Below are 21,062 nucleotides of genomic sequence, written 5' to 3'. Positions count from 1 at the left end.
AAACCTGAATAAAAACGATACACAGCGATACCGCCACGACAAGACGCCGGAAGACGCAGCGCCGAGCATGCAGGCCATGTTCACACCTGCAGGAGGAATCTTCATGCGACCCTGGCTCAAACGCACCCTGATCGGCGTCTTCGGCGCCTCGGCCCTGTTCGGCGGCTTCGCGGCCTGGTCGCAGCATCCGCACGGTTTCGGGCGCTGGGAATCGATGAGCGAGGCCGATGTCGCGCGCTTCAAGTCGCGGGCCATCGACCATGCAACGCGCCGCCTCGACCTCGACGCCGTGCAGCAGGCGCGGCTCGGCGTGCTGATCGACACCTTGCAGCAGCAGCGCCAGGCCTTGCGCGGCAGTGCCGATCCGCGTGCGCAGTTCCAGGCGCTGATGGGCGACGGCACCTTCGACCGCTGGCATGCGCAGGACCTGATCAACAGCAAGCTCGCGAGCGTGCGCGAAGGCAGCCCGAAGCTGGTGGCCGCGGTCGGCGATTTCTACGACAGCCTTCGGCCGGAGCAGCAGCGGCAGGTGCGGGACTTCCTGCAGCAGCGGCACGGACCCTGGAGTTGAATGACGGCCCCCACGTCGCTGCGCTCCTGCCCCCCGAGGGGGCGCCTCTCCAGAGGCCCGGCAAAGCCGGTTCCTCGGAGAGTTGCTTGATGGGTGCTTCGCTGCGCTTGCACAATCGCTCATGCAACGAATCCTGCTGATCGACGACGACGAACACTTGGCAGGGCCGTTGCGGACCTACTTCCACCGCCATGATCTCGACCTCGACGCCGTCACGCGCCCGAGCGCCGCGCTGCCGGCGCTGCGCGGCCTGACCTACGACCTCGCGATCCTCGACGTGATGCTGCCCGAGATGGACGGCTTCCAGGTGTGCCGCGAGATCCGCCGCTTCAGCGACATCCCGATCGTGATGCTGACCGCGCGCGGCGACGTGATGGACCGGGTCGTCGGCATCGAGCTCGGCGCCGACGACTACCTGCCCAAGCCCTTCGAGCCGCGCGAGCTGCTGGTGCGCGTGCAGGCCATCCTGCGCCGCACCCGGCCGAGTTCGCTGCGCCTGAACGCACCGACCCAGCTGGCGTTCGACGGCCTGCTGATCGACCTGCAGCGCCGCGAGGCGCGCCGCCACGGCCAGCCGCTGGAATTGACCAGCACCGAGTTCGAGCTGCTGGTGATGCTGGCGACGATGCCAGGCAAGGTGTTCTCTCGCGACGAGATCCTGGAGCAGCTGCGCGGCCAGGCCGCCGACGACCTCTACACCCGTGCCGTCGACATCCTGGTCAGCCGCCTGCGCAAGAAGCTCGAACCGCTGGACTGCATCAAGACGATGCGCAACGTCGGCTACCGCTTCGCGGCCGGACCCGCCGCATGAACCCGTGGACGCGCCCGTGGCACCGGGCCCGCCAGCGGGTCAACCACTCGCTGAAATGGAAGCTGGTGCGGCTGTTCCTGCTGCTGGCGCTCGGCACCACGGTGATCTTCCTGGTCGGCATGAAGGAGATCGTGCGCCTGGGCTGGCAGGGCTGGGGCCGCCCGCTGCTGGCCGACTACGTCACGCTGCTGGCCGCCGACATCGGCACGCCGCCCGACGTCGAACGCGCGAAGGCGCTGGTCGCGCGGCTGCCGATCTCGCTGCACATCGACGGCCCGCAGGTCCGGTGGGATTCGCACCCGCAGCGCCCGGCGCCATGGCAGCGCATCCCGTCGCCCGGCAACCCCGAAGGGATGATCCATGTCCGCACGCTGGCCGACGGCCACCGGCTGGTGTTCGGCCTCGCGCCGCCCAGCCCGGAGGTGCATCCGAAATGGGTCGGCTGGGGCACGCTGACGCTGCTGCTGGCGATCACCTGGGTCGCGTTCCGGCATGTGCGGCACCTGCTGCGGCCGCTGGACGACATCCGCGCCGGCGCGATCCGCTTCGGCCGCGGCGAGTTCGACGACGCCATTCCGGTGCGGCGCGACGACGAACTCGGCGAGCTGGCCCGCCAGGTCAACACGATGGCGCAGGAGATCCGCGCGATGCTCGACGCCAAGCGCGGCCTGCTGCTGGCCATCAGCCACGAGCTGCGCTCGCCGCTGACCCGCGCGCGGGTGAATGCCGAGCTGGTCGACGACAGCCCGGAGCGCAGCGCGCTGCTGCGCGACCTGGCCGAGATGCGCGACCTGGTCAGCGACCTGCTGGAGAGCGAGCGCCTGGCGTCCGGCCATGCCGCGCTGCAGCGCGAGCCGACCGACCTGAACGCGCTGGTCGCCGACACGCTGGCGGCGCATTTCGCCGGCCAGCCGGTCGAGCAGCAGCTGGCGCCGGCACTGCCGATGCTGGCGCTCGACCGGATGCGGCTGCGGCTGTTGCTGCGCAACGCGGTCGACAACGCGCTGCGCCATGCGGCCGACGCCGGCCGGCCGCCGGTCGTCGGCACCCGGCTCGACGATGACGGCGGCGTGACACTCAGCGTGCGCGACCACGGCCCGGGCGTGCCGCCGGAGCAGCTGGCCCAGCTCAGCCAGGCCTTCTACCGGCTCGACCGCGCGCGCCAGCGCAGCACCGGCGGCGTCGGCCTCGGGCTGTACCTGTGCCGGCTGGTCGCGCAGGCGCACGGCAGTGCGCTGCAGATCCGGCTGGCCGGGCCGGGACTCGAGGTGTCGCTGCGCTTCGCCCCCCCTGGACATGGGGGAAGAACCGAGCCCGGACCGTGAAGAAGTGACTTTCGGCAGATGTGGAGGACTCCCCTCCTTTCTAGAGTCCACCCCATCGTCACTGCCTGCCGTCCCGCACCTCCATGAACGCCCTCCCCGTCGAAGAACTGCTGGCGCCGCTCTCCGACGACGCGCCCTGCGGGCCGGACCTGGAGTACGACCCGGCGTTCCTTGCGCTGGAAGAAGCGTCGCGCGGCAAGCCCGAGCAGCAGTTCGGCGACACCGTGATCCCGGCCGAAGACCCCGACTGGCGCACCGTTTTCGAACAATCCCGCCAGCTCGCCGAGCGCACCCGCGACCTGCGGGTCGCCGTGCTGCTGGCCCGCTCCGGCGCCCGCCAGCATGGCGCGGCCATGTACGCCAGTGCGCTGGCGCTGATCGCCGGGCTGCTGGAACGCCACTGGGACCGTGCCTACCCGCTGCTCGACGCCGACGACAACAACGACCCGACGATGCGGCTGAACGCGCTGGCGCCGCTGGTCGATCCGTCGTTCGGGCTGGCCGACCTGCGCCACGCCCCGGTCGGCGGCGGCCGCGCCCAGCTCACCGTGCGCCAGATCGAGCTGGCCGCCGGCAAGGCCCAGCCGAACAGCAATGAATCCGCCCCCAGCCCCGAAGGCGTGCAGCAGGCACTGAAGGCCGCCGAAGCCCAGGTTCCCGGCACGCTGGCCGCGCTGAAGCAGGCCGGCGACGAGATGGCCCGCATCGAAGCGGTGCTGATCGACAAGGTCGGCGGCAGCCAGGGTCCCGAGTTGCGCCCGCTGCGCGTGCTGGCCCAGTGCCTGGCGAGCGCCGCGGCGCAGGCCGAGGCGGCCGACGGCGAGGCCGCCGCCGCGGAAGCTGCCGACGGCGGCGATGCCGGCGGTGCCACGAACACCGGCGGCAGCGCCGTCGCGGTCGGCGCGCTGCGCAGCCGCGAAGACGTGAGCCGCACGCTCGACCGCGTCTGCGAATGGATCGAACGCAACGAGCCCAGCAACCCGGCGCCGCTGCTGATCCGCCGGGCGCAGCGGTTGATGGGCAAGAATTTCATGGACATCATCCGCGACCTCGCGTCCGACGGCCTCGGCCAGGTCGAACGCATCGCCGGCAGTCCCGACCAGTAGCAAACTGAACCACCGAACCCGCCCCAGGGCCTGTCAACACCACGGGAGTCCACCATGGCCACCAGCAGTCAAAAATTCATCGCCCGCAACCGTGCGCCGCGTGTCCAGATCGAATACGACGTCGAGCTCTACGGCGCCGAGAAGAAGGTGCAGCTTCCGTTCGTGATGGGCGTGCTGTCCGACCTGTCGGGCAAGCCGGCCGACCCGCTCGCGCCGGTGGCCGACCGCAAGTTCCTCGAGTTCGACGTCGACAACTTCGACAGCCGCATGAAGTCGATGAAGCCGCGCGTCGCGTTCCAGGTGCCCAACACGCTGACCGGCGAGGGCAACGTCAGCGTCGACCTCACCTTCAACAGCATGGACGACTTCTCGCCGGCGGCCATCGCGCGCAACAACGATGCGCTGCGCAAGCTGCTCGAAGCCCGCCAGCAGCTGTCGAACCTGATCACCTACATGGACGGCAAGAGCGGCGCCGAGGAACTGCTGGCGAAGGTGATGGCCGACCCGGCCCTGCTGAGCAGCCTGGCGGGCGCCAAGAAGGCCGACGAGCCGAAGGCCGAATAAGCGCAGCGCGACACAGGAGAACGCAATGGCAGAAGCACAGAACCAATCCTCCGCGCTGCAGGGCGTCGAATTCCAGGGCGGCGATTTCGCCAGCCTGCTGAACAAGGAATTCAAGCCGAAGAGCGACGAGGCGAAATCGGCGGTCGAGACCGCCATCCTGACGCTCGCGCAGCAGGCGCTCGCGCAGACCAAGCTGATCGGCACCGACGTCGTCAACTCGATCGAGGCGATGATCGCCGAGCTCGACAAGAAGCTCAGCGAGCAGATCAACCTGATCATGCACCACCCCGAATTCCAGCAGCTGGAAAGCGCGTGGCGCGGGCTGCACCACCTCGTCAACAACACCGAGACCGACGAGCAGCTGAAGATCCGCGTGATGAACATCAGCAAGACGGACCTCAGCAAGACGCTGAAGCGCTACAAAGGCACGGCCTGGGACCAGAGCCCGATCTTCAAGCGCGTCTACGAAGAAGAGTTCGGCCAGTTCGGCGGCGAGCCGTTCGGCTGCCTGGTCGGCGACTACTACTTCGGCCAGACCCCGCCCGACGTCGAGCTGCTGGGCGAGATCGCCAAGGTCTCGGCCGCGGCCCACTCGCCGTTCATCGCCGCCGCCGACCCGGGCCTGATGCAGATGGGCTCGTGGCAGGAACTCGCGAACCCGCGCGACCTGAGCAAGATCTTCACGACGCCCGAGTACGCCGGCTGGCGCTCGCTGCGCGAATCGGACGACGCGCGCTACATCGGCCTGGCGATGCCGCGCTTCCTGGCGCGCATCCCGTACGGCGCGAAGACCAACCCGGTCGAGGCCTTCAACTTCGAAGAAGACACCGGCAGCGCCGACCACACCAAGTACACCTGGGCAAACTCGGCGTACGCGATGGCGGTCAACATCAATCGTTCTTTCAAACAGTATGGCTGGTGCTCGCGGATCCGCGGCATCGAATCCGGCGGCGCGGTCGAAGGCCTGCCGACGCACACCTTCCCGACCGACGACGGCGGTGTCGACATGAAGTGCCCGACCGAGATCGCGATCAGCGACCGGCGCGAAGCCGAACTCGCGAAGAACGGCTTCATGCCGCTGGTGCACCGCAAGAACTCCGATTTCGCGGCCTTCATCGGCGCGCAGTCGCTGCAGAAGCCGGCCGAGTACGACGACCCGGATGCGTCGGCCAACGCCAACCTGGCCGCGCGCCTGCCGTACCTGTTCGCGACCTGCCGCTTCGCGCACTACCTGAAGTGCATCGTGCGCGACAAGGTGGGCTCGTTCAAGGAACGCGACGAAGTGCAGCGCTGGCTGCAGGACTGGATCATGAATTACGTGGACGGAGACCCCGCCCACTCGTCGGAAGACACCAAGGCCCGTCGCCCGCTGGCGGCGGCCGAGGTGGTGGTGGAAGAAGTCGAAGGCAACCCGGGCTACTACAGCTCGAAGTTCTTCCTGCGCCCCCACTACCAGCTGGAAGGTTTGACAGTGTCTCTGCGCCTGGTTTCGAAGCTGCCCTCTCAAAAGGCGGCTTGATCAGACGCAGGAAAGCGGGGCCGGCGTGGAACCTCCCACGGCGGCCACGCGAATCGCAGCCCGGGAGGTTCAGCTTGCCGGGAAACGAAACAGAAACGCCGGGCGCGCGACGGAATACCCAGACGTCGCGGCACCCCTCTCCCGGCATCCCACAAGCGGGTCAACTTAGTTGAAGGAGAAGCATCATGGCTGTAGACATGTTCATCAAGATCGGTGACATCAAGGGCGAGTCGAAGGATTCGTCGCACAAGGACGAGATCGACGTCCTGGCCTGGAATTGGGGCTGCGCGCAGAGCGCCTCGTTCGGCAACGGCGCCGGTGGCGGTTCGGGCAAGGTCAGCGTCCAGGACCTGTCGCTGACCAAGTACGTCGACGCGTCGTCGACCGCACTGGCGATGGCCAGCTTCAAGGGCACGCACATCAAGCAGGCCGTGCTGACCGTGCGCAAGGCCGGCGACAAGCCGCTCGAGTACATCAAGATCACGCTGGACAGCGTCATCGTGTCGTCGCTGTCGACCGGCGGCAGCGGTGGTGAAGACCGCCTGACGGAAAACATCAGCCTGAACTTCTCGAAGTTCAAGATGGAATACACCACGCAGTCGGACACCGGCGGCAAGGGTTCCACCAGCACCGTCGGCATCGATCGCGCGACGAACACGATCGCGTAAGCGGCCGCAGGCTTCCTGCGCACGCCACGGATCGGCCTTCGGGCCTTTTCGTGGCGCTCCCTTTTTGAAACGCCAGCAAGGAAAGACCCTATGTCCAAAGCCGACATGTACCTCAAGGTCGAGGGCACGGCGCAGGGCCCGATCAAGGGCGAATCGCGCGATGCCAAGCACACCGACGAGATCGAGGTCGTCGGCTGGAGCTGGGGCCTGGACGGCAATGCGACCGCCTTCGGCAGCGCGGCCGCCCGCACGACGATGCAGGAGCTGATCGTGCGCAAGCGCGTCGATTCGGCGAGCACCGGGCTGATGTCGGCGCTGCGTGCCAATGAAGTCATCAAGAAGGCCACGCTGTCGGTGCACAAGGCCGGTGGCATGGCGTCGATCCCGTACCTGACGATCACCGTCGAGAAGGCGCGCATCCTGTCGCACCGGCTGCGCAACGAAACCGACGGCGCGCCGGAGCTGATCGAGGAGATCCGCATCGCCTTCTTCAAGGTGAAGGTCGAGTACCGCGCACAGGACATGGCGGGCGCCGCCAAGGGCGTGAACACCTTCGAGAACGAAGTCCAGGCCAGCTGACATGACGCCCGTCCAAGCCGCCGAACAGGCCCTGAAAGAGGGCCGCACCGATGCCGCATTGAAGAGCCTGCAGGACGGCGTGCGCGCGAAGCCGGCCGACCCGAAGCTGCGCGTCTTCCTGTTCCAGCTGCTGTGCGTGCTGGGCCAGTGGCCGCGCGCGATGACCCAGCTGGAGGTGTGCGGCGAGCTCGACGCGTCGACGCTGCCGATGGTCAACACCTACCGCGAGGCGCTGAAGTGCGAGACGCTGCGCGAAGCGGTGTTCGCCGGCAAGACCACGCCGATGGTGTTCGGCCGACCGCAGGCCTGGGTGGCCTGGCTCGTCGAAGCGCTGATGGCCGATGCGCGCGGCGATGCGGCACTGGCCGCGAAGCTGCGCACCGATGCCTTCGACGCCGCGCCGCCGACGCCCGGCACGCTGAACGGGCAACCCTTCGACTGGATCGCCGACGCCGATTCGCGGCTCGGCCCGGTGCTCGAAGCGCTGATCAACGGCCGCTACTGCTGGGTGCCGTTCAGCGCGCTGACGAAGATCACGATCGAGGAACCTGCCGACCTGCGCGACATGGTGTGGAGCGCCGCGCAGCTCGACTTCACCAACGGCGGCCAGTCGGTCGCGCTGATCCCGACCCGCTACCCCGGCACCGCGACCGAAGGCGATGCGCTGGCGCAACTGGCGCGCCGCACCGAATGGCAGGCGCTGAACGACGAGCACTTCCGCGGCATCGGCCAGCGCGTGCTGGCGCTCGGTGAGCACGACAGCGACCTGCTGGCGGTGCGCGAGATCACGCTCGAGCCGCTGCCGGTGCCCGACGACGAGCCGACGCCGGACGCCGCGGCCTGACCGACGACCATGGCCAACCATGAGGTACGCGATCGGCTGCAGCCGGTCCTGCTCGACCGCCTGACCGACCTCGACCCGCAGTCGCGCGTCGAGTCCGACGACAGCCGCGTGATGAACAAGGCGCAGATCCGCGAGGCGGTGCTGCGCGACCTGTCGTGGCTGCTGAACGCGGTCAAGCCGATGCCGCTGCTGTCGCAAACCTACCCGCTGGCAGGCGACTCGGTCATCAACTACGGGCTGCCGCCGATGTCGGGCCAGCTCGCGTCGCGCATCGACGTGCCGCTGCTCGAGCGCACGATCAAGCAGGCCATCCTGCGCTTCGAGCCGCGCGTGATGGAAGACTCGCTCGACGTGAAAGCGCTCGAACCGTCCAGCGTGCTCGACACCCACAACGTCATCGAGTTCGAGATCCGCGGCTTCATGTGGGCCCAGCCGGTGCCGCTGGAACTGCTGCTGCGCACCCAGGTCGACCTGGAGGCCGGGCAGATCGAGGTGCGCGACGCCACCAGCAGTTCCCTGAAACGCAAGACCTGAGCGGCTCGCCCCGATGGATCCGAACCTGCTGCGCCTGTACAACGACGAACTCGGCCACCTGAAAGAGGTCGGCGCCGAGTTCGCGAAAGAGTTTCCGAAGATCGCCGCGCGCCTGTCGATGGACGGCGTCGAGGTCACCGATCCGTATGTCGAACGGCTGCTGGAGGGCTTCGCCTTCATGGCCGCGCGGGTGCAGCTGAAGATCGACGCCGAGCACCCGCGGCTGATCCAGCACCTGCTCGAGACCGTCTACCCCGGCTTCCTGTCGCCGATGCCGTCGACGATGATCGCGCGCATGCGGCCCGATCCGCTCGACCCGAACCTGGCGCGCGGCTTCGGCGTCAAGCGCGGCAGCGCGCTGCACAGCGACCTGGTGCGCGGCCAGAACACCCGCTGCGAATTCCGCACCGCGCACGACGTGACGCTGTGGCCGGTCGAGATCGACGCGGTAACGTACTTCACGCACGCACCCGACCTGCCGCTGGCCCACCTGCCGCCGGCCCGCCAGGTGCGCGGCGGGCTGCGCATCCGGCTGAAGGCGAGCGCCGGCCTCAAGTTCAGCCAGCTGCCGATGGAGCAGCTGAGCTTCTACATCAGCGCCGGCGACGACGTCGCGTTCCGCCTGCACGAACTGGTGCTCGGCGCGAGCCTCGCGACCTGGGTGCACGGCGGTGCCGCGCGCTCGCCGAACCAGGGCTATGCCGACGGCGCATCCGTCGAGGCGGTCGGCTACGACGACGAGCAGGCGCTGCTGCCCGACACGCTGCGCGGCTTCAGCGGCCACCGGCTGCTGCAGGAGTACGCGGCGCTGCCGCAGCGCTTCCTGTTCTTCTCGGTCACCGACCTGGCGCGGCGGCTGGCGCGCATCGACAGCAGCGAATGCGAGATCGTGCTGCTGTTCGGGCGCGGCGAGCCGGCGCTCGAATCGCTGGTCGATGCGAACAGCCTTGCGCTGTACTGCACGCCGGCGATCAACCTGTTCCCGAAGCGGCTCGACCGCATCCAGCTCGGCCCGGGCAGCTTCGAGCACCACGCGGTGCCGGACCGCACGCGGCCGATGGACTACGAGGTCCACACGATCGAGAGCGTCACCGGCTTCGGCACCGGTCAGGTCGCCGAGCAGCGCTTCCTGCCGCTGTACGCCACCTTCCACGAAGAGTCGCGCAACCACGGCGCGTTCTACACGCTGCGCCGCGAGCCGCGGCTGCTGTCGAGCCGGCAGCGCCTCGAAGGGCCGCGCTCGGCCTACGTCGGCCAGGAGGTGTTCCTGTCGCTGGTCGACCCGCGCAACGCGCCGTACCGCGAAGACATCCGCCAGGTCTCGCTGACCGCGCTGGTCACCAACCGCGACCTGCCGACGCTGCTGCCCGGTTCGGCCAGCACCTGGGCGCTCGACGTCGCCGGACCGGCCGGCCGCATCGAGACGCTGCGCGGCCCGTCGCGGCCGGTGCAGCGCATCGCGCGCGGCGACGTCGGCTGGTCGCTGGTGAGCCTGTTGACGCTGAACTACCTGAGCATTGCCGGCGAAGACCCGCGCCGTGCCGCGTCGGCGCTGCGCAGCCTGATGGCGCTGCACGGGCCGGAACAGGACGTCAGCTGGGCCAAGCAGGTCGAGGGCATCCAGGCGGTGGACGCGCGCGCGGTGGTGCGCCGGCTGCCCTTCCCCGGACCGCTGACCTTCGGCTGCGGCGTCGAGGTGACGACCACCGTCGACGAGCTCGGCTTCCAGGGCTCGAGCGCCTTCCTGCTCGGCTGCGTGCTGGAGCACTTCTACGCCCGGCATGCGTCGGCCAACAGTTTTTCCGAAACCATCGTCCGCTCGGCGACGCGCGGCGAGATCCTGCGATCGCAGCCGCGCGTCGGCTCGAAGGCGATGCTGTGAGCGCCACGCCACCGGATCCGCAGGCCCTGTACGAACGCCGCACGCGGCTGTTCGACGAGATCGCGAAGCAGCCGTGGGCGCACGACTTCTTCGCGGTGCTGCGCCAGATCGACGCGCTGTGGCCGCAGTCGCCGCGGCTCGGCTCGGCGCTGCGGCCCGGGGCCGAGCCGGTGCGGCTGGGCCAGGACCCGGAGCTCGATTTCGCGCCGGCCGGCGTGATGTCGTTCGACGCCAGCGAGCGCAACGTGCCGCGGCTCGGCGTGCGCTTCTTCGGGCTGTTCGGCCCGATGGGGCCGCTGCCGCTGCACTACACCGAACACGCGCGCGACCGGCTGCGCAACCATGGCGACGCCACCTTCGCGCGCTTCGCCGACCTGTTCCACCACCGCATGCTGCTGCTGTTCTACCGCGCGTGGGCGCAGTCGCAGCCGGCCGTGCAGGCCGACCGCGCGAGCGACGACCAGTTCGCCAAATGGGTCGGCGCGCTGTTCGGCCAGGCGCCCACCGCGCTGCGTCGCGCCGACCAGGTGCCCGATGCCGCCAAGCGCTTCATGAGCGGCCACCTGGCGAGCGCGACGCGCCGGCCCGAATCGATCGTCAAGGTGCTGCGCCAGTACTTCGCGGTGCCGATCCGCGTCGAATCGCACGTCGGCCACTGGCTGCCGCTGCGTCCCGAGGACCGCACCCGACTCGGTGGCCGCGGCGGCATGGGCGCGGCGCTCGGCGTCTCGGCGGTGGCCGGCAGCAAGGTCTGGGACCGCCAGTACAAGCTGCGGCTGCACATCGGCCCGCTGACGCTCGCGCAGTACCGCCAGTTCCTGCCCGGCCAGCGCTCGCTGGTCGAGCTGCGCGACTGGATGCGCCAGCTGCTCGGCTTCGAGATGCTGTGGGACCTGCGGCTGATCCTGCAGGGCAGCGCGGTGCCGGCGCTCGGCCTGTCGGGCGCGACACCGGCGGCGCTCGGCCTGACCAGCTGGCTCGGCCGCAAGACGCCGCACCCCGACCGCGGCGAACTCCTGTTGAACCCGGCGCAGATGACACCCGTCACCGCGCCCCCTTCCACCCCAAGGAACGACCATGGCTGAAATCAGTCGCACCGCCCTCTTCGGCAAGCTCAACCCGATCGCCTACAAGGCCATCGAAGGCGCCACGGTGTTCTGCAAGCTGCGCGGCAACCCGTACGTCGAGCTGCAGCACTGGATCTACCAGATCCTGAACGGCAATGACAGCGACCTGCACCGCATCGTCAAGCACTACGAGCTCGACGGCGCGCAGCTGGTGGCCGACCTGACGCAATCGCTCGACCGGCTGCCGCGCGGCGCCACTTCGGTGACCGACCTGTCGAGCATCGTCGAGAACGCGGTCGAACGCGGCTGGGTCTACGGCTCGCTGATGTTCGGCGACCGCCAGGTGCGCACCGGCTACCTGCTGGTGGGCGCGCTGAAGACGCCGTCGCTGCGCAATGCGCTGCTGGCGATCAGCAAGCAGTTCGAGCGCATCAAGCTCGACGACCTGATCGACCGCTTCGCATCGCTGCTCGCGGCATCGCCCGAGCATGCGCAGGCCGCCAGCGACGGCGGCGCGCCGGGCGAGGCCAGCGAGGCGATCGCACCGGCCGCGATGGGCAAGCAGGAGGCGCTGAAGCGCTTCACGACCGACCTGACCGAGCAGGCCCGCGGCGGCAAGATGGACCCGATCGTCGGCCGCGACGACGAGATCCGCCAGGTCGTCGACATCCTGATGCGGCGCCGCCAGAACAACCCGATCCTGGTCGGCGAGGCCGGTGTCGGCAAGACCGCGGTGGTCGAAGGCTTCGCGCAGCGCATCGCGCGCGGCGACGTGCCGCCGGCGCTGAAGGACGTCACGCTGCGCACGCTCGACGTCGGCCTGCTGCAGGCCGGCGCCAGCATGAAGGGCGAGTTCGAGCAGCGGCTGCGTTCGGTGATCGACGAGGTGCAGGCGAGCGAGAAGCCGATCATCCTGTTCATCGACGAGACCCACACGCTGGTCGGCGCCGGCGGCGCGGCCGGCACCGGCGACGCCGCCAACCTGCTGAAGCCGGCGCTCGCGCGCGGCCAGCTGCGCACCATCGGCGCAACCACCTTCGCCGAGTACAAGAAGTACATCGAGAAGGACCCGGCGCTGACGCGGCGCTTCCAGAGCGTGCAGGTCGACGAGCCGGACGAGCCGAAGGCGATCCTGATGATGCGCGGCGTCGCGTCGACGATGGAGAAGCACCACAAGGTGCAGATCCTCGACGAGGCGCTCGAAGCGGCGGTGAAGCTGAGCCACCGCTACATCCCGGCGCGCCAGCTGCCCGACAAATCGGTCAGCCTGCTCGACACCGCCTGCGCGCGCGTGGCCGTCAGCCTGCACGCGACGCCGGCCGAGGTGGACGACTGCAGCAAGCGCATCGAGGCGCTGGAGACCGAGCAGGGCATCATCGGCCGCGAGTCGGCGATCGGCATCGACACCCGCGAGCGCAGCGCGATCGTCACCGAACAGCTCGGTATCGAGCGCCAGCGGCTCGACGAGCTGAAGACGCGCTGGACGGCCGAGAAGGTGCTGGTCGACAAGCTGCTGGCGCTGCGCGCGAAGCTGCGCGGTGTGGCCGGCGCAGTGGAAGGCACCGGCAGCGCGCTGGAGCAGAACGCCGAGAAGGCGGCCGCCACGGTGGCCGCCGATGCACCGAAGCTGTCCGACGAAGCGCGCGCCGCGACGCTGACCGAGCTGAAGCAGGTGCAGGCCGAACTGGCCACGCTGCAAGGCGAGCACCCGCTGATCCTGCCGACGGTCGACTACCAGTCGGTCGCCAGCGTGGTCGGCGACTGGACCGGCATCCCGGTCGGCCGCATGGCGCGCAACGAGATGGAAACCATCCTGAAGGTGGCGTCGCTGCTGAGCCAGCGCGTGATCGGCCAGGACCATGCGATGGAGATGATCGCCAAGCGCATCCAGACCTCGCGGGCCGGGCTCGACAACCCGAGCAAGCCGATCGGCGTGTTCATGCTGGCCGGCACCTCGGGCGTCGGCAAGACCGAGACGGCGCTGGCGCTGGCCGAGGCCTTGTACGGCGGCGAGCAGAACCTGATCACGATCAACATGAGCGAGTTCCAGGAGGCCCACACCGTCTCGACGCTGAAGGGCGCGCCGCCCGGCTACGTCGGCTACGGCGAAGGCGGCGTGCTGACCGAGGCGGTGCGGCGCAAGCCCTATTCGGTGGTGCTGCTCGACGAAGTGGAGAAGGCCCACCCGGACGTGCACGAGATGTTCTTCCAGGTCTTCGACAAGGGCTTCATGGAAGACGGCGAAGGCCGCTTCATCGACTTCAAGAACACGCTGATCCTGCTGACGACGAACGCCGGCACCGAGCTGATCGCCAACATGTGCAAGGACCCGGAGCTGATGCCCGAGGCCGAGGGGCTGGCGAAGGCGCTGCGCGAGCCGCTGCTGAAGATCTTCCCGCCGGCGCTGCTGGGCCGGCTGGTGACCATTCCGTACTACCCGCTGTCGGACGAGATGCTCGGGCAGATCGTCAAGCTGCAGCTCGGGCGCATCAAGAAGCGCGTCGAGGCGCGCTACAAGATCCCGTTCGAGGTCGGCGACGACGTGGTGAAGCTGGTGGTGAGCCGCTGCACCGAGAGCGAATCGGGTGGCCGGATGATCGACGCGATCCTGACCAACACGATGCTGCCGGACATTTCGAAGGAGTTCCTGACGCGGATGATGGACGGCACGCCGATCGAGCGGGTGACGGTCAGCGTCGTCGACAACAACTTCCACTACGCGTTCTGATTTTTTCGAGACAGCACGATGGCCCTCTTCGACAAAAAGCCCAAGGTCGCCCCGTACGTCGCGCCGGCCGGTGCGATCACGATGGACCGGACCCAGTTCATCACCACGATGCGGCCGCGGCCGATCTACCGGCAGTACAGCCAGGCGGTGGGCCTGCTGCCGGCCGCCACCGCATTCGACAACGCCTTCACCGAATCGCTGCGCGCGATGGGGACCGACGGTTTCTGGCACTTCGGCACCAATGCCAACGCCGGCAACCCGACGGTGCTGCGCTTTGCCGACGCGGCGGGCCTCAACTTCTTCATGACCGCGATCGAAGGCATGTTCGAGATGGACCTGAAGCTGATCGAGCGGCGCGCGGCCTACGCGAACGGCTTGAAAGGCAAGGCCGGCTCCAACCTGCTGTTGCCGCAACTGCGGGCCGAGACGCAGCCCGAGGCCAGCTACTACCAGGGGCCGGCGCCGGTCGTGCAGCAACCCGGCACGCCAGCGGTGCCGCCGCGGTCGGAGCGCTCGCTCGACCAGGCCCGGGGCCTGGCCTGGCTGACGAACGGCGTGCAGGGCGATGCGTCGGCCTACTCGCAGGTGCTGCTCGGGCTGGTCAAGCGCGACGGCAGCTTCCCACTGGGCGGCACGCTCGCCCCGCTGCAGGCGGCCTGGCAGCGGATGGTGCCGCTGGCCCCGGCCTACCGCGGCTGGAACAACGCGGCCGGCATGCAGAAGTACCCGTCGAACATCGGCGGTGCCAAGGTGCTGGGCGACGTGCTGTCCGACCTGAGTACTTCGCCGATGCCGGCGCAGGGCAGCGACGAGTGGTACGAGCGGGCGCTGTACCTGTTCGGCGCGATCATCACCACGCAGGCCTTCACCGATGGCAACAAGCGCGCAGCGCGCCTCGCCTACGTGCTGATGCTGCTGAGCGGCGGCGTGCCGATGGTCGTGCCGAACAACCGGCTCGGCGCGACGCTCGGCGACATGTGACGCACACCACCGATTGCTCCACTGACCGAGGTACCGCCGTGACCGAGCCTGCCGACCTCAGCCTCGACGACGCGCTGCAGTTCGCGATCGGGCTGCATCAGAACCAGCAGCTCGCCGGCGCCGAAGAGGTCTACCGCCGCGTGCTCGCGGTGGCGCCGGACCACCCTGACGCGCTGCACCTGCTGGGCATGGTGCTGCACCAGACCGGCCGCGACGAGGAAGGCATCGCGTCGATCCGGCGCGCGATCGCGCTGGTGCCGGACTACGCCGGCTACCACAACAACCTCGGCAACATCCATGTGTCGCGCCATGAGCTGCCCGAGGCCACCGCGGCCTACGAACGCGCGGGCGCGCTGCAGCCCGGCAGCGCCGACCTGCAGAACAACCTCGGCTCGCTGTACCGCGCGCAGAAGCGCCCGGCCGACGCACGGGCCGCGTACCTGCGCGCGATCGAGCTCGACCCGCGGCACCTGAACGCGCACAACAACCTCGGACTGCTGGCGGCGTCGCAGGACGACCTGCCGGAATCGATCCGCTGGTACTGCAAGTCGATCGAGCTGCTGCCCGAGCACCCGGACGGCCGCAAGCTGCTCGGCATGACCTACTACACGATGGGCAAGGTGCGCGAGGCGGCCGAGGTGTTCCGCCAGTGGCTGGCCGACGAGCCGGGCCACCCGATGGCGCAGCACATGTTTGCGGCGTGCTCCGGCAGCGGTGCGCCGGAGCGCGCGTCGGACGACTATGTCGAGTACACCTTCGACCACTTCGCCGACAGCTTCGAGACACAGCTGAACGAGCGGCTGGACTACCGCGCGCCGCAACTGTGCGGGCAGTTGCTCGCGCGGCTGCTGCCGCCGGCGGCGAAGCAGTTCACCGTGCTGGACGCTGGCTGCGGCACCGGGCTGTGCGGCCCGCTGGTGGCGCCGTGGGCACGCGTGCTGGCGGGCGTCGACCTGTCGGGCGGCATGCTGAAGCACGCGCAGACCAAGGGTGTGTATGGCGACCTGTTCAAGGCCGAACTGACGGAGTTCCTGCGCGAGTCGCCCGGCCAGTGGGACGTGATGCTGTCGGCCGACACGCTGTGCTACTTCGGCGACCTGATGCCGTTGATGGCCGCGGCGAGCGGCTCGGTGAAGGCGGGCGGGCTGATGGTGTTCACCGTCGAGGCGCTGCCCGACGATCGCCCGGAGATGTTCCACCTGGAGCCGCACGGCCGCTATGCGCATGCGCGAGCGCATGTGGAGGCGGCGCTGGCGGCGAACGGGTTCACGCTGGTGGAGATCAGCGGCGAGACGCTGCGGCAGGAGGGTGGGAAGCCGGTGACGGGGTGGTTGGTGGCGGCGCGGCGGTGAGGCCGGCCGCGAGATCAGTTGACCGGAGCGCTCCTCCCAACTCTCCAGACTGCCCAGAAGGCAACCGCCGCCACGCCTCCCAACAGCGAAAAAGTCAGCAGATCCGCCGGATCGGCCGGACCCGGCAAACGCATTGCCATTGCGGCGACGGCGCCGACCCCGAGGCCTGCCAGCGACGCAGACCACCACGAAACGAGATTCCATCGTTGCAGCAGAAGAAACGCAGGCAACCCCAGAACGCAGGTGGCCAGCGTGGAAAAGAAGCTCAACACAATGAAGGTGCCTGCGATCGACTGGAGGCTGAACTCTCCGCCCAGAGGCGAAGTGACAGCGAGCCATGCTGCCGGGACAGCAGACGCGGCACAGAATCCCAGGACGGTGGCAGTCGCTTGTCTCATGCTGTGACTCTCACCGCTTGCAGGTGCAGTCGTCAACGATCTTCTTCATCTGTGCACCCCAGACCACTTCGTTGGCCACGGCTTGAATGTCGAATCCGGAGATCAGCGGCGACTGCTTCCAGTTGGTTCCCTCTCCATAGGTGCGAACCAGGCCGCCGGCGATCGTCCGCGCGACGTAGCCCGATGCAAAGAGGCTGTTCGAGCCCGTGATGTTGGCGACGACCGGCGCACCGCCTGTATCACTCGTCAAATACGAAGTCACCCAGTTGTTTCGGCCCGCCACCATGGCATTGTTCAGCGTACCTTGCAGCGTGGCTGCGCTCGGTACGCCCGGAGTCGGCATGTTGATCAGCGCCTGCATCACGCACGCTGGATCAGCCAAGCCAAGCGGCTGGATGACGTCGTACTTGTGATAAAGCGGATGCGTCGGACCAAGATACGCCGGAAATCCCGGCTGAGCAGGCACCGAGAACGTCGGCCCGGATGGGAACGAGCACACTGTTCGACCATCGGCCGTCGTACAGGAAAGCCCCCTCGGATCAACGTGGCTCAGCGGATTGCCTTCGACGTAGGTGTAGGTATTGACGCCGCCAGCCAGGCCGATCGGGTCGCTCTGCACATAGCGAGCATTCGCCATCGGAGAGTGACACAGCATGGCCACCAGACATGGCGCCAACAACGCCGATGCGATCTTGCAGTTCATTTCTTTTTCTCCTGTTGATTTGCCTTTCCCGCCGCAGCACGCCGACGAACCGCTTCGTCCTGCTCGTCATCCGGCGGCCGCCAGCCCAGTGACCAGGCCCGTTCGTACAGGCGCCGCAGCGCAAGCGCCTCCTTCTTGCCCACCGCGCGCATGTACAACCCCGATGCGATGGCCTTGTCGGTCATCGCAGACTGCTGGCGCATCCACACGTCGCGGGTGAAGCCGGCACCGCTGGTCGTTTCAAGGTTCAACAGCTCGCCGCGCTCATCGCGGTACTTGATGAACACGTGGTTAGGCGACGTCGCGATCGCGAGATCGAGGCCCAGCTTCTGGCCGAGCACGACGAACAGAAACGGCATCGATATGCAGTTGCCCGCGCGAGTCTTGAGGTACGCCGGCAACAGCTTGTTGCGCAGGTTCCGGCCCAACGAATCGTCCAGGTCGTAGTGGTAACGCCGATGGCCATTCCACGCGTTGGCTGTGTAGAGCTGCTGGCGCAGCGCCTCCAGCTTCAGCCGCGAGGATGCGCCTGCCGGGATTGCCGTCTTGAGGCTTGTCGCCATCGCATCGAGTTGCCGAAGCGTCGACGGCACGTCGATGCCGGGATCCATCAGCCGATCGATCGTCAGCTTGGCGGTCGCGAGGTCGATCTCGGACTCCTGTTGCGTCAGGATGCCGCGCACGATCGCGAGGTCTCCACCGTACGTCGAAGCCAGTCGATTGGTTACCGCCGCCGGTGCTGCCGCCGCTGCAATCGCACAGCACGCGATGAACGGTGGAAACAGCCAGCGCCGGATCAGGCCGCGAACTCGTCGCCCGCCGCGATGCGGACTCGACAGCGTGTGGTCCATGTCATCTCCCTGGTTGGACTTCGCCGGGAGTCTCGACAGGGACTTTGGAGAAAAAGTGCAGATGCCCTTTGGCACGGCGAGGTCTTGGCGGCTCTGCGCGCCGGCCCCTGACGGCGTCTTGGGCGCCGCTGTTCAGGGCGGCGGCGCGGCACTGAGGCCGGCCGCCCTCATACGTCTACAACGACTCGAGGAACGCGACGACCGCATCGCGATCTGCCTTGCTCATCGCCTCGAACTTCGCCCGGCTGCCGCTGCCCTCGCCGCCGTGCCAGCCGATCGCCTCCACCAGCGTGCGGGCGCGCCCGTCGTGCAGGTAGCGCACGGTGCTCGCATCCGCGAAGCCGGTTTCCTTCTGCACCCACTTCAGCGAACCCAACCCCCACAGCGGCTGCGTGCGCCACAGGCTCGGGCCGGCCTGGCCTTCGGTCATCGTGTCGGCCAGTTCCGCGCCCATGTCGTGCAGCAGCACGTCGGTGTACGGGTGGATGGTCTGGTTGCGCAGTTCCTGGAACGGGTGGTTGCCGCCGGTCTTCAGCTCGGCGGTGTGGCACCCGATGCACCCCGCCTGAGCGAACAGCTGATTGCCGCGCGCAATCGCCGTACGCAGCGTGTCGGGGATGTCGTGCTCCGGCGGCGTCACCGTGCCATCCGTGTAGCCGCTCGCGTACTTGCGCTGCGCCGGCACGCCCAGCAGCTGCAGGTACGACGCGATGCGGTCGAGCTCCAGGTCGCTGACGGCCGGCGTCGCGGTGCTGGTCTTGCAATCGGCCGCGCCGCGCAGGCAGCCCAGTGTCTTGAAGGCCGGGGTGGTGACGCCCATGTCCTGCAGGAAAGCACCCGCCGCCTGCTGGCGCACCGTCGCCTTGCCGGCCTTCCAGCCGTAGCGGCCCAGGTGGCGCTGGCCGGTCTCGGGGTTGGTCGACCAGTTCGGGATGCCGCGGATGCCGTCGCCGTTCTTGTCGTCCGGATCGGCCAGCGCGAGGATCGTCGCTTCGTCCAGCGCCTCGATCAGCCCCATGCCGACCACCTGCGGCGCCTGCCGCACCGACAGCTGCGCCGGCACCGGCCCCTTGAATGCATAGACCGGCTTCTGCAGCTCGACCGTCTCGCCACCGGCCAGCGTGCGCACCGTCTTCACGTACGACTGGATGCTGACGCCGTAGTCGGCCGCGCCGGCGGTGCGCGACAGCTGCTGCACGTTGATGCCATAGGTGGCGTCGGGCGTGACGCCCGCCGTGCTGCTGGCCGCCGCGGTCAGCACCGCGAACTTGTTCAGCGGCGTGCCGACGTCGGCCGCCGGGCTGCGGCCATTCAGCGTGTGGCAGCCGAGGCAGCGCACTTCGTTGAAGCGTTCGCCCAGCTGGCCGGCGTGCGCGGTGAACACCGGGTTCACCGTCGGGCTCTCGGAGTGCTTGCCGTCGAGGAACGAGGTGTGGAACAGCCGGCGCCCTTCGACGAAGCGCTGCATGTCGGCAATGCCGATGTTGTTGGCCGCCTGCTGGAACACGCGGTGCGGCTCTTCCGAATAGTTGTACGAGACGCTGGCCTGGCCGCCGAGCAGCGCGTCGTCGGGCAGCGGCGTGGTGTCGAGCTTCGGCGCGATGCCGTACCACGGCACCATGCCCTTGCCCACCACGTAGAGCTGCTCGAACGAGTAGTCGCGGTTGTGGCCGCCGTCGATCAGCGCGATGTCGGTGCCGGGCGTGTAGTCGAGGAACACGCCGGGCGACATCTCGATCTTGTCGCCGACCTTCAGCTTGTTGTTCGCCCGCGTGATGCCCTGGTACTGCGCCTCGTCGGCCATGCGCCAGTAGTCGGTGATGCTCTGGGCCACGCACAGGTCGGCGATCGCGGTGGCGGGGTTGCAGCGCTGCGTGCCGTCCTTCGGGTTGGTGTAGCCGACGCCCATCTTCCAGCCGTACTCGATGACGTTCGGGTCCAGCCGGCGGAAGGCGCTGAAGCTGTTGTTGATCATCGTGCCGACGTTCGGCTTCAGGTACGCGGTGATCTTCTGGCGGCCGGCCGGCACCTCGTCGCGGATCACCAGGCCGAAGGTGCGGTTCTGGAAGTAGAACGGCGGGAAGGCGAAGTAGCTGCCCGGCCCCTTGTCGACGGTGTCGGTCCACGGCTCGCCGCCTTCGCGCGCATGGCGCGGGGTCGGGCGGAAACCGGCATAAGTGACCAGCGTGCCGTCGGCTTCGGTGACCTGGATCTGTTCGATCAGCTGGGTGCTGCTGTTGAACAGCGGCACGTAGTCGGTCGCACCGGTGCCGGCAGGTGCGGGTGCCGACGAGACCGGGGTGCTGGGGGACGGTGCGGGGCTCGGCGCCGGAACCGGTGCAGGGGACGGCGCAGGCACCGGGGCGGGCGCGGGCGAAGGCGTGGGGCCTGGAGCCGGAGCCGGTGAAGGTGCCGGCGCATTGCTCGTCGGCGGCGGACTGCTCGCGGCGCCCGAGTCATCGCCTCCGCCCGAACCGCAGGCCGACAGCGCCATCGCGGTGCTGAACAGCATCGCCACCGTGGCGAGTGTTCGCGACCTGTCGTTCCGACCGGCTCGTGCCGGCGTGCGCTTCTGATTC

General features: G+C 68.5%; 20 protein-coding genes. 16 read left to right on the top strand and 4 right to left on the bottom strand.

Translation table 11 applies throughout. From position 1 onward, the window contains the following. Positions 1–103: 103 nt before the first annotated feature. From ASC98_RS24050 to ASC98_RS23980, 15 genes are all read left to right on the top strand, one after another. Positions 104–571, top strand: a complete 468-nt coding sequence (locus tag ASC98_RS24050; protein ID WP_056815362.1) for a Spy/CpxP family protein refolding chaperone — start codon at positions 104–106, stop codon at positions 569–571. 121 nt (positions 572–692) lie between these two features. Continuing rightward, a complete protein-coding gene (locus ASC98_RS24045) occupies positions 693–1,382 on the top strand; it encodes a response regulator transcription factor (protein WP_056815359.1) in 690 nt (229 codons plus the stop codon). Then, complete coding sequence (locus ASC98_RS24040) at positions 1,379–2,707, top strand: HAMP domain-containing sensor histidine kinase (protein ID WP_056815356.1); 1,329 nt, start codon at positions 1,379–1,381, stop codon at positions 2,705–2,707. The genes ASC98_RS24045 and ASC98_RS24040 overlap by 4 nt, the downstream gene beginning before the upstream one ends. Positions 2,708–2,790: 83 nt before the next feature. Beyond that, positions 2,791–3,813: a type VI secretion system protein TssA gene (gene tssA, locus ASC98_RS24035; protein ID WP_056815354.1), complete on the top strand. Its 1,023-nt coding sequence runs from the start codon at positions 2,791–2,793 to the stop codon at positions 3,811–3,813. 54 nt (positions 3,814–3,867) lie between these two features. Further along, positions 3,868–4,377 carry a type VI secretion system contractile sheath small subunit gene (gene tssB, locus ASC98_RS24030; protein ID WP_056815352.1) on the top strand — a complete coding sequence of 170 codons (510 nt, stop codon included), beginning with the start codon at positions 3,868–3,870 and terminating at the stop codon, positions 4,375–4,377. A 25-nt stretch (positions 4,378–4,402) separates the two neighbouring features. After that, entirely contained in the window at positions 4,403–5,896 is a 1,494-nt protein-coding gene (tssC, locus tag ASC98_RS24025; RefSeq protein ID WP_056815349.1) for a type VI secretion system contractile sheath large subunit, read from the top strand. A 185-nt stretch (positions 5,897–6,081) separates the two neighbouring features. Next, positions 6,082–6,564 (top strand): type VI secretion system tube protein Hcp, encoded by a 483-nt coding sequence (locus ASC98_RS24020; protein WP_056815346.1) that lies wholly within the window; start codon positions 6,082–6,084, stop codon positions 6,562–6,564. A gap of 90 nt (positions 6,565–6,654) precedes the next feature. Then, positions 6,655–7,143: a type VI secretion system tube protein Hcp gene (locus ASC98_RS24015; RefSeq protein WP_056815344.1), complete on the top strand. Its 489-nt coding sequence runs from the start codon at positions 6,655–6,657 to the stop codon at positions 7,141–7,143. Position 7,144: 1 nt separating this feature from the next. Beyond that, complete coding sequence (locus ASC98_RS24010) at positions 7,145–7,987, top strand: type VI secretion system accessory protein TagJ (RefSeq protein ID WP_056815332.1); 843 nt, start codon at positions 7,145–7,147, stop codon at positions 7,985–7,987. 9 nt (positions 7,988–7,996) lie between these two features. Beyond that, complete coding sequence (gene tssE / locus ASC98_RS24005; protein WP_056815330.1) at positions 7,997–8,521, top strand: type VI secretion system baseplate subunit TssE; 525 nt, start codon at positions 7,997–7,999, stop codon at positions 8,519–8,521. 13 nt (positions 8,522–8,534) lie between these two features. After that, positions 8,535–10,403 (top strand): type VI secretion system baseplate subunit TssF, encoded by a 1,869-nt coding sequence (tssF, locus tag ASC98_RS24000; RefSeq protein WP_056815328.1) that lies wholly within the window; start codon positions 8,535–8,537, stop codon positions 10,401–10,403. Then, the gene (gene tssG, locus ASC98_RS23995) at positions 10,400–11,488 is read left to right on the top strand and encodes a type VI secretion system baseplate subunit TssG (RefSeq protein ID WP_200953069.1); all 1,089 of its coding nucleotides are present in this window, start codon (positions 10,400–10,402) and stop codon (positions 11,486–11,488) included. Before tssF ends, tssG begins: the two co-directional genes overlap by 4 nt. Next, positions 11,481–14,198: a type VI secretion system ATPase TssH gene (gene tssH, locus ASC98_RS23990; protein ID WP_056815326.1), complete on the top strand. Its 2,718-nt coding sequence runs from the start codon at positions 11,481–11,483 to the stop codon at positions 14,196–14,198. Before tssG ends, tssH begins: the two co-directional genes overlap by 8 nt. 18 nt (positions 14,199–14,216) lie before the next feature. Next, complete coding sequence (locus ASC98_RS23985; protein WP_056815323.1) at positions 14,217–15,179, top strand: Fic family protein; 963 nt, start codon at positions 14,217–14,219, stop codon at positions 15,177–15,179. A gap of 38 nt (positions 15,180–15,217) precedes the next feature. Next, entirely contained in the window at positions 15,218–16,531 is a 1,314-nt protein-coding gene (locus ASC98_RS23980) for a tetratricopeptide repeat protein (RefSeq protein ID WP_200953068.1), read from the top strand. Positions 16,532–16,545: 14 nt separating this feature from the next. Here ASC98_RS23980 and ASC98_RS30815 read toward each other — a convergent pair whose 3' ends face one another. From ASC98_RS30815 to ASC98_RS23965, 4 genes are all read right to left on the bottom strand, one after another. Next, positions 16,546–16,929, bottom strand: coding sequence for a hypothetical protein (locus ASC98_RS30815; RefSeq protein WP_157598077.1), 384 nt, complete (start codon positions 16,927–16,929; stop codon positions 16,546–16,548). A gap of 10 nt (positions 16,930–16,939) precedes the next feature. After that, positions 16,940–17,632 carry an RHS repeat-associated core domain-containing protein gene (locus ASC98_RS32460; protein WP_082542085.1) on the bottom strand — a complete coding sequence of 231 codons (693 nt, stop codon included), beginning with the start codon at positions 17,630–17,632 and terminating at the stop codon, positions 16,940–16,942. Then, positions 17,629–18,483: a transglutaminase family protein gene (locus ASC98_RS23970; protein WP_082542084.1), complete on the bottom strand. Its 855-nt coding sequence runs from the start codon at positions 18,481–18,483 to the stop codon at positions 17,629–17,631. The genes ASC98_RS32460 and ASC98_RS23970 overlap by 4 nt, the downstream gene beginning before the upstream one ends. 175 nt (positions 18,484–18,658) lie before the next feature. Then, complete coding sequence (locus ASC98_RS23965; RefSeq protein ID WP_200953067.1) at positions 18,659–20,842, bottom strand: di-heme oxidoredictase family protein; 2,184 nt, start codon at positions 20,840–20,842, stop codon at positions 18,659–18,661. Between the two features lie 61 nt (positions 20,843–20,903). Between ASC98_RS23965 and ASC98_RS31385 the strand changes: the two genes are divergently transcribed. Next, positions 20,904–21,059: a hypothetical protein gene (locus tag ASC98_RS31385; protein WP_200953066.1), complete on the top strand. Its 156-nt coding sequence runs from the start codon at positions 20,904–20,906 to the stop codon at positions 21,057–21,059. Positions 21,060–21,062: the final 3 nt, after the last annotated feature.

It is taken from the genome of Rhizobacter sp. Root1238, assembly GCF_001425825.1.
Lineage (GTDB): Bacteria > Pseudomonadota > Gammaproteobacteria > Burkholderiales > Burkholderiaceae_C > Rhizobacter.
The sequence above is the reverse complement of the archived record's forward strand: the minus strand, read 5'-3'. Positions and strand labels throughout refer to the sequence as shown.

Excerpts from the sequence above, each read along its gene's own strand:
- ASC98_RS24050 (WP_056815362.1), top strand. The coding sequence starts at position 104 with ATGCGACCCTGGCTCAAACGCACCCTGATCGGCGTCTTCGGCGCCTCG.
- ASC98_RS24045 (WP_056815359.1), top strand. The coding sequence starts at position 693 with ATGCAACGAATCCTGCTGATCGACGACGACGAACACTTGGCAGGGCCG.
- ASC98_RS24040 (WP_056815356.1), top strand. The coding sequence starts at position 1,379 with ATGAACCCGTGGACGCGCCCGTGGCACCGGGCCCGCCAGCGGGTCAAC.
- tssA (WP_056815354.1), top strand. The coding sequence starts at position 2,791 with ATGAACGCCCTCCCCGTCGAAGAACTGCTGGCGCCGCTCTCCGACGAC.
- tssB (WP_056815352.1), top strand. The coding sequence starts at position 3,868 with ATGGCCACCAGCAGTCAAAAATTCATCGCCCGCAACCGTGCGCCGCGT.
- tssC (WP_056815349.1), top strand. The coding sequence starts at position 4,403 with ATGGCAGAAGCACAGAACCAATCCTCCGCGCTGCAGGGCGTCGAATTC.
- ASC98_RS24020 (WP_056815346.1), top strand. The coding sequence starts at position 6,082 with ATGGCTGTAGACATGTTCATCAAGATCGGTGACATCAAGGGCGAGTCG.
- ASC98_RS24015 (WP_056815344.1), top strand. The coding sequence starts at position 6,655 with ATGTCCAAAGCCGACATGTACCTCAAGGTCGAGGGCACGGCGCAGGGC.
- ASC98_RS24010 (WP_056815332.1), top strand. The coding sequence starts at position 7,145 with ATGACGCCCGTCCAAGCCGCCGAACAGGCCCTGAAAGAGGGCCGCACC.
- tssE (WP_056815330.1), top strand. The coding sequence starts at position 7,997 with ATGGCCAACCATGAGGTACGCGATCGGCTGCAGCCGGTCCTGCTCGAC.
- tssF (WP_056815328.1), top strand. The coding sequence starts at position 8,535 with ATGGATCCGAACCTGCTGCGCCTGTACAACGACGAACTCGGCCACCTG.
- tssH (WP_056815326.1), top strand. The coding sequence starts at position 11,481 with ATGGCTGAAATCAGTCGCACCGCCCTCTTCGGCAAGCTCAACCCGATC.
- ASC98_RS23985 (WP_056815323.1), top strand. The coding sequence starts at position 14,217 with ATGGCCCTCTTCGACAAAAAGCCCAAGGTCGCCCCGTACGTCGCGCCG.
- ASC98_RS30815 (WP_157598077.1), bottom strand. The coding sequence starts at position 16,929 with ATGAGACAAGCGACTGCCACCGTCCTGGGATTCTGTGCCGCGTCTGCT.
- ASC98_RS32460 (WP_082542085.1), bottom strand. The coding sequence starts at position 17,632 with ATGAACTGCAAGATCGCATCGGCGTTGTTGGCGCCATGTCTGGTGGCC.
- ASC98_RS23970 (WP_082542084.1), bottom strand. The coding sequence starts at position 18,483 with ATGGACCACACGCTGTCGAGTCCGCATCGCGGCGGGCGACGAGTTCGC.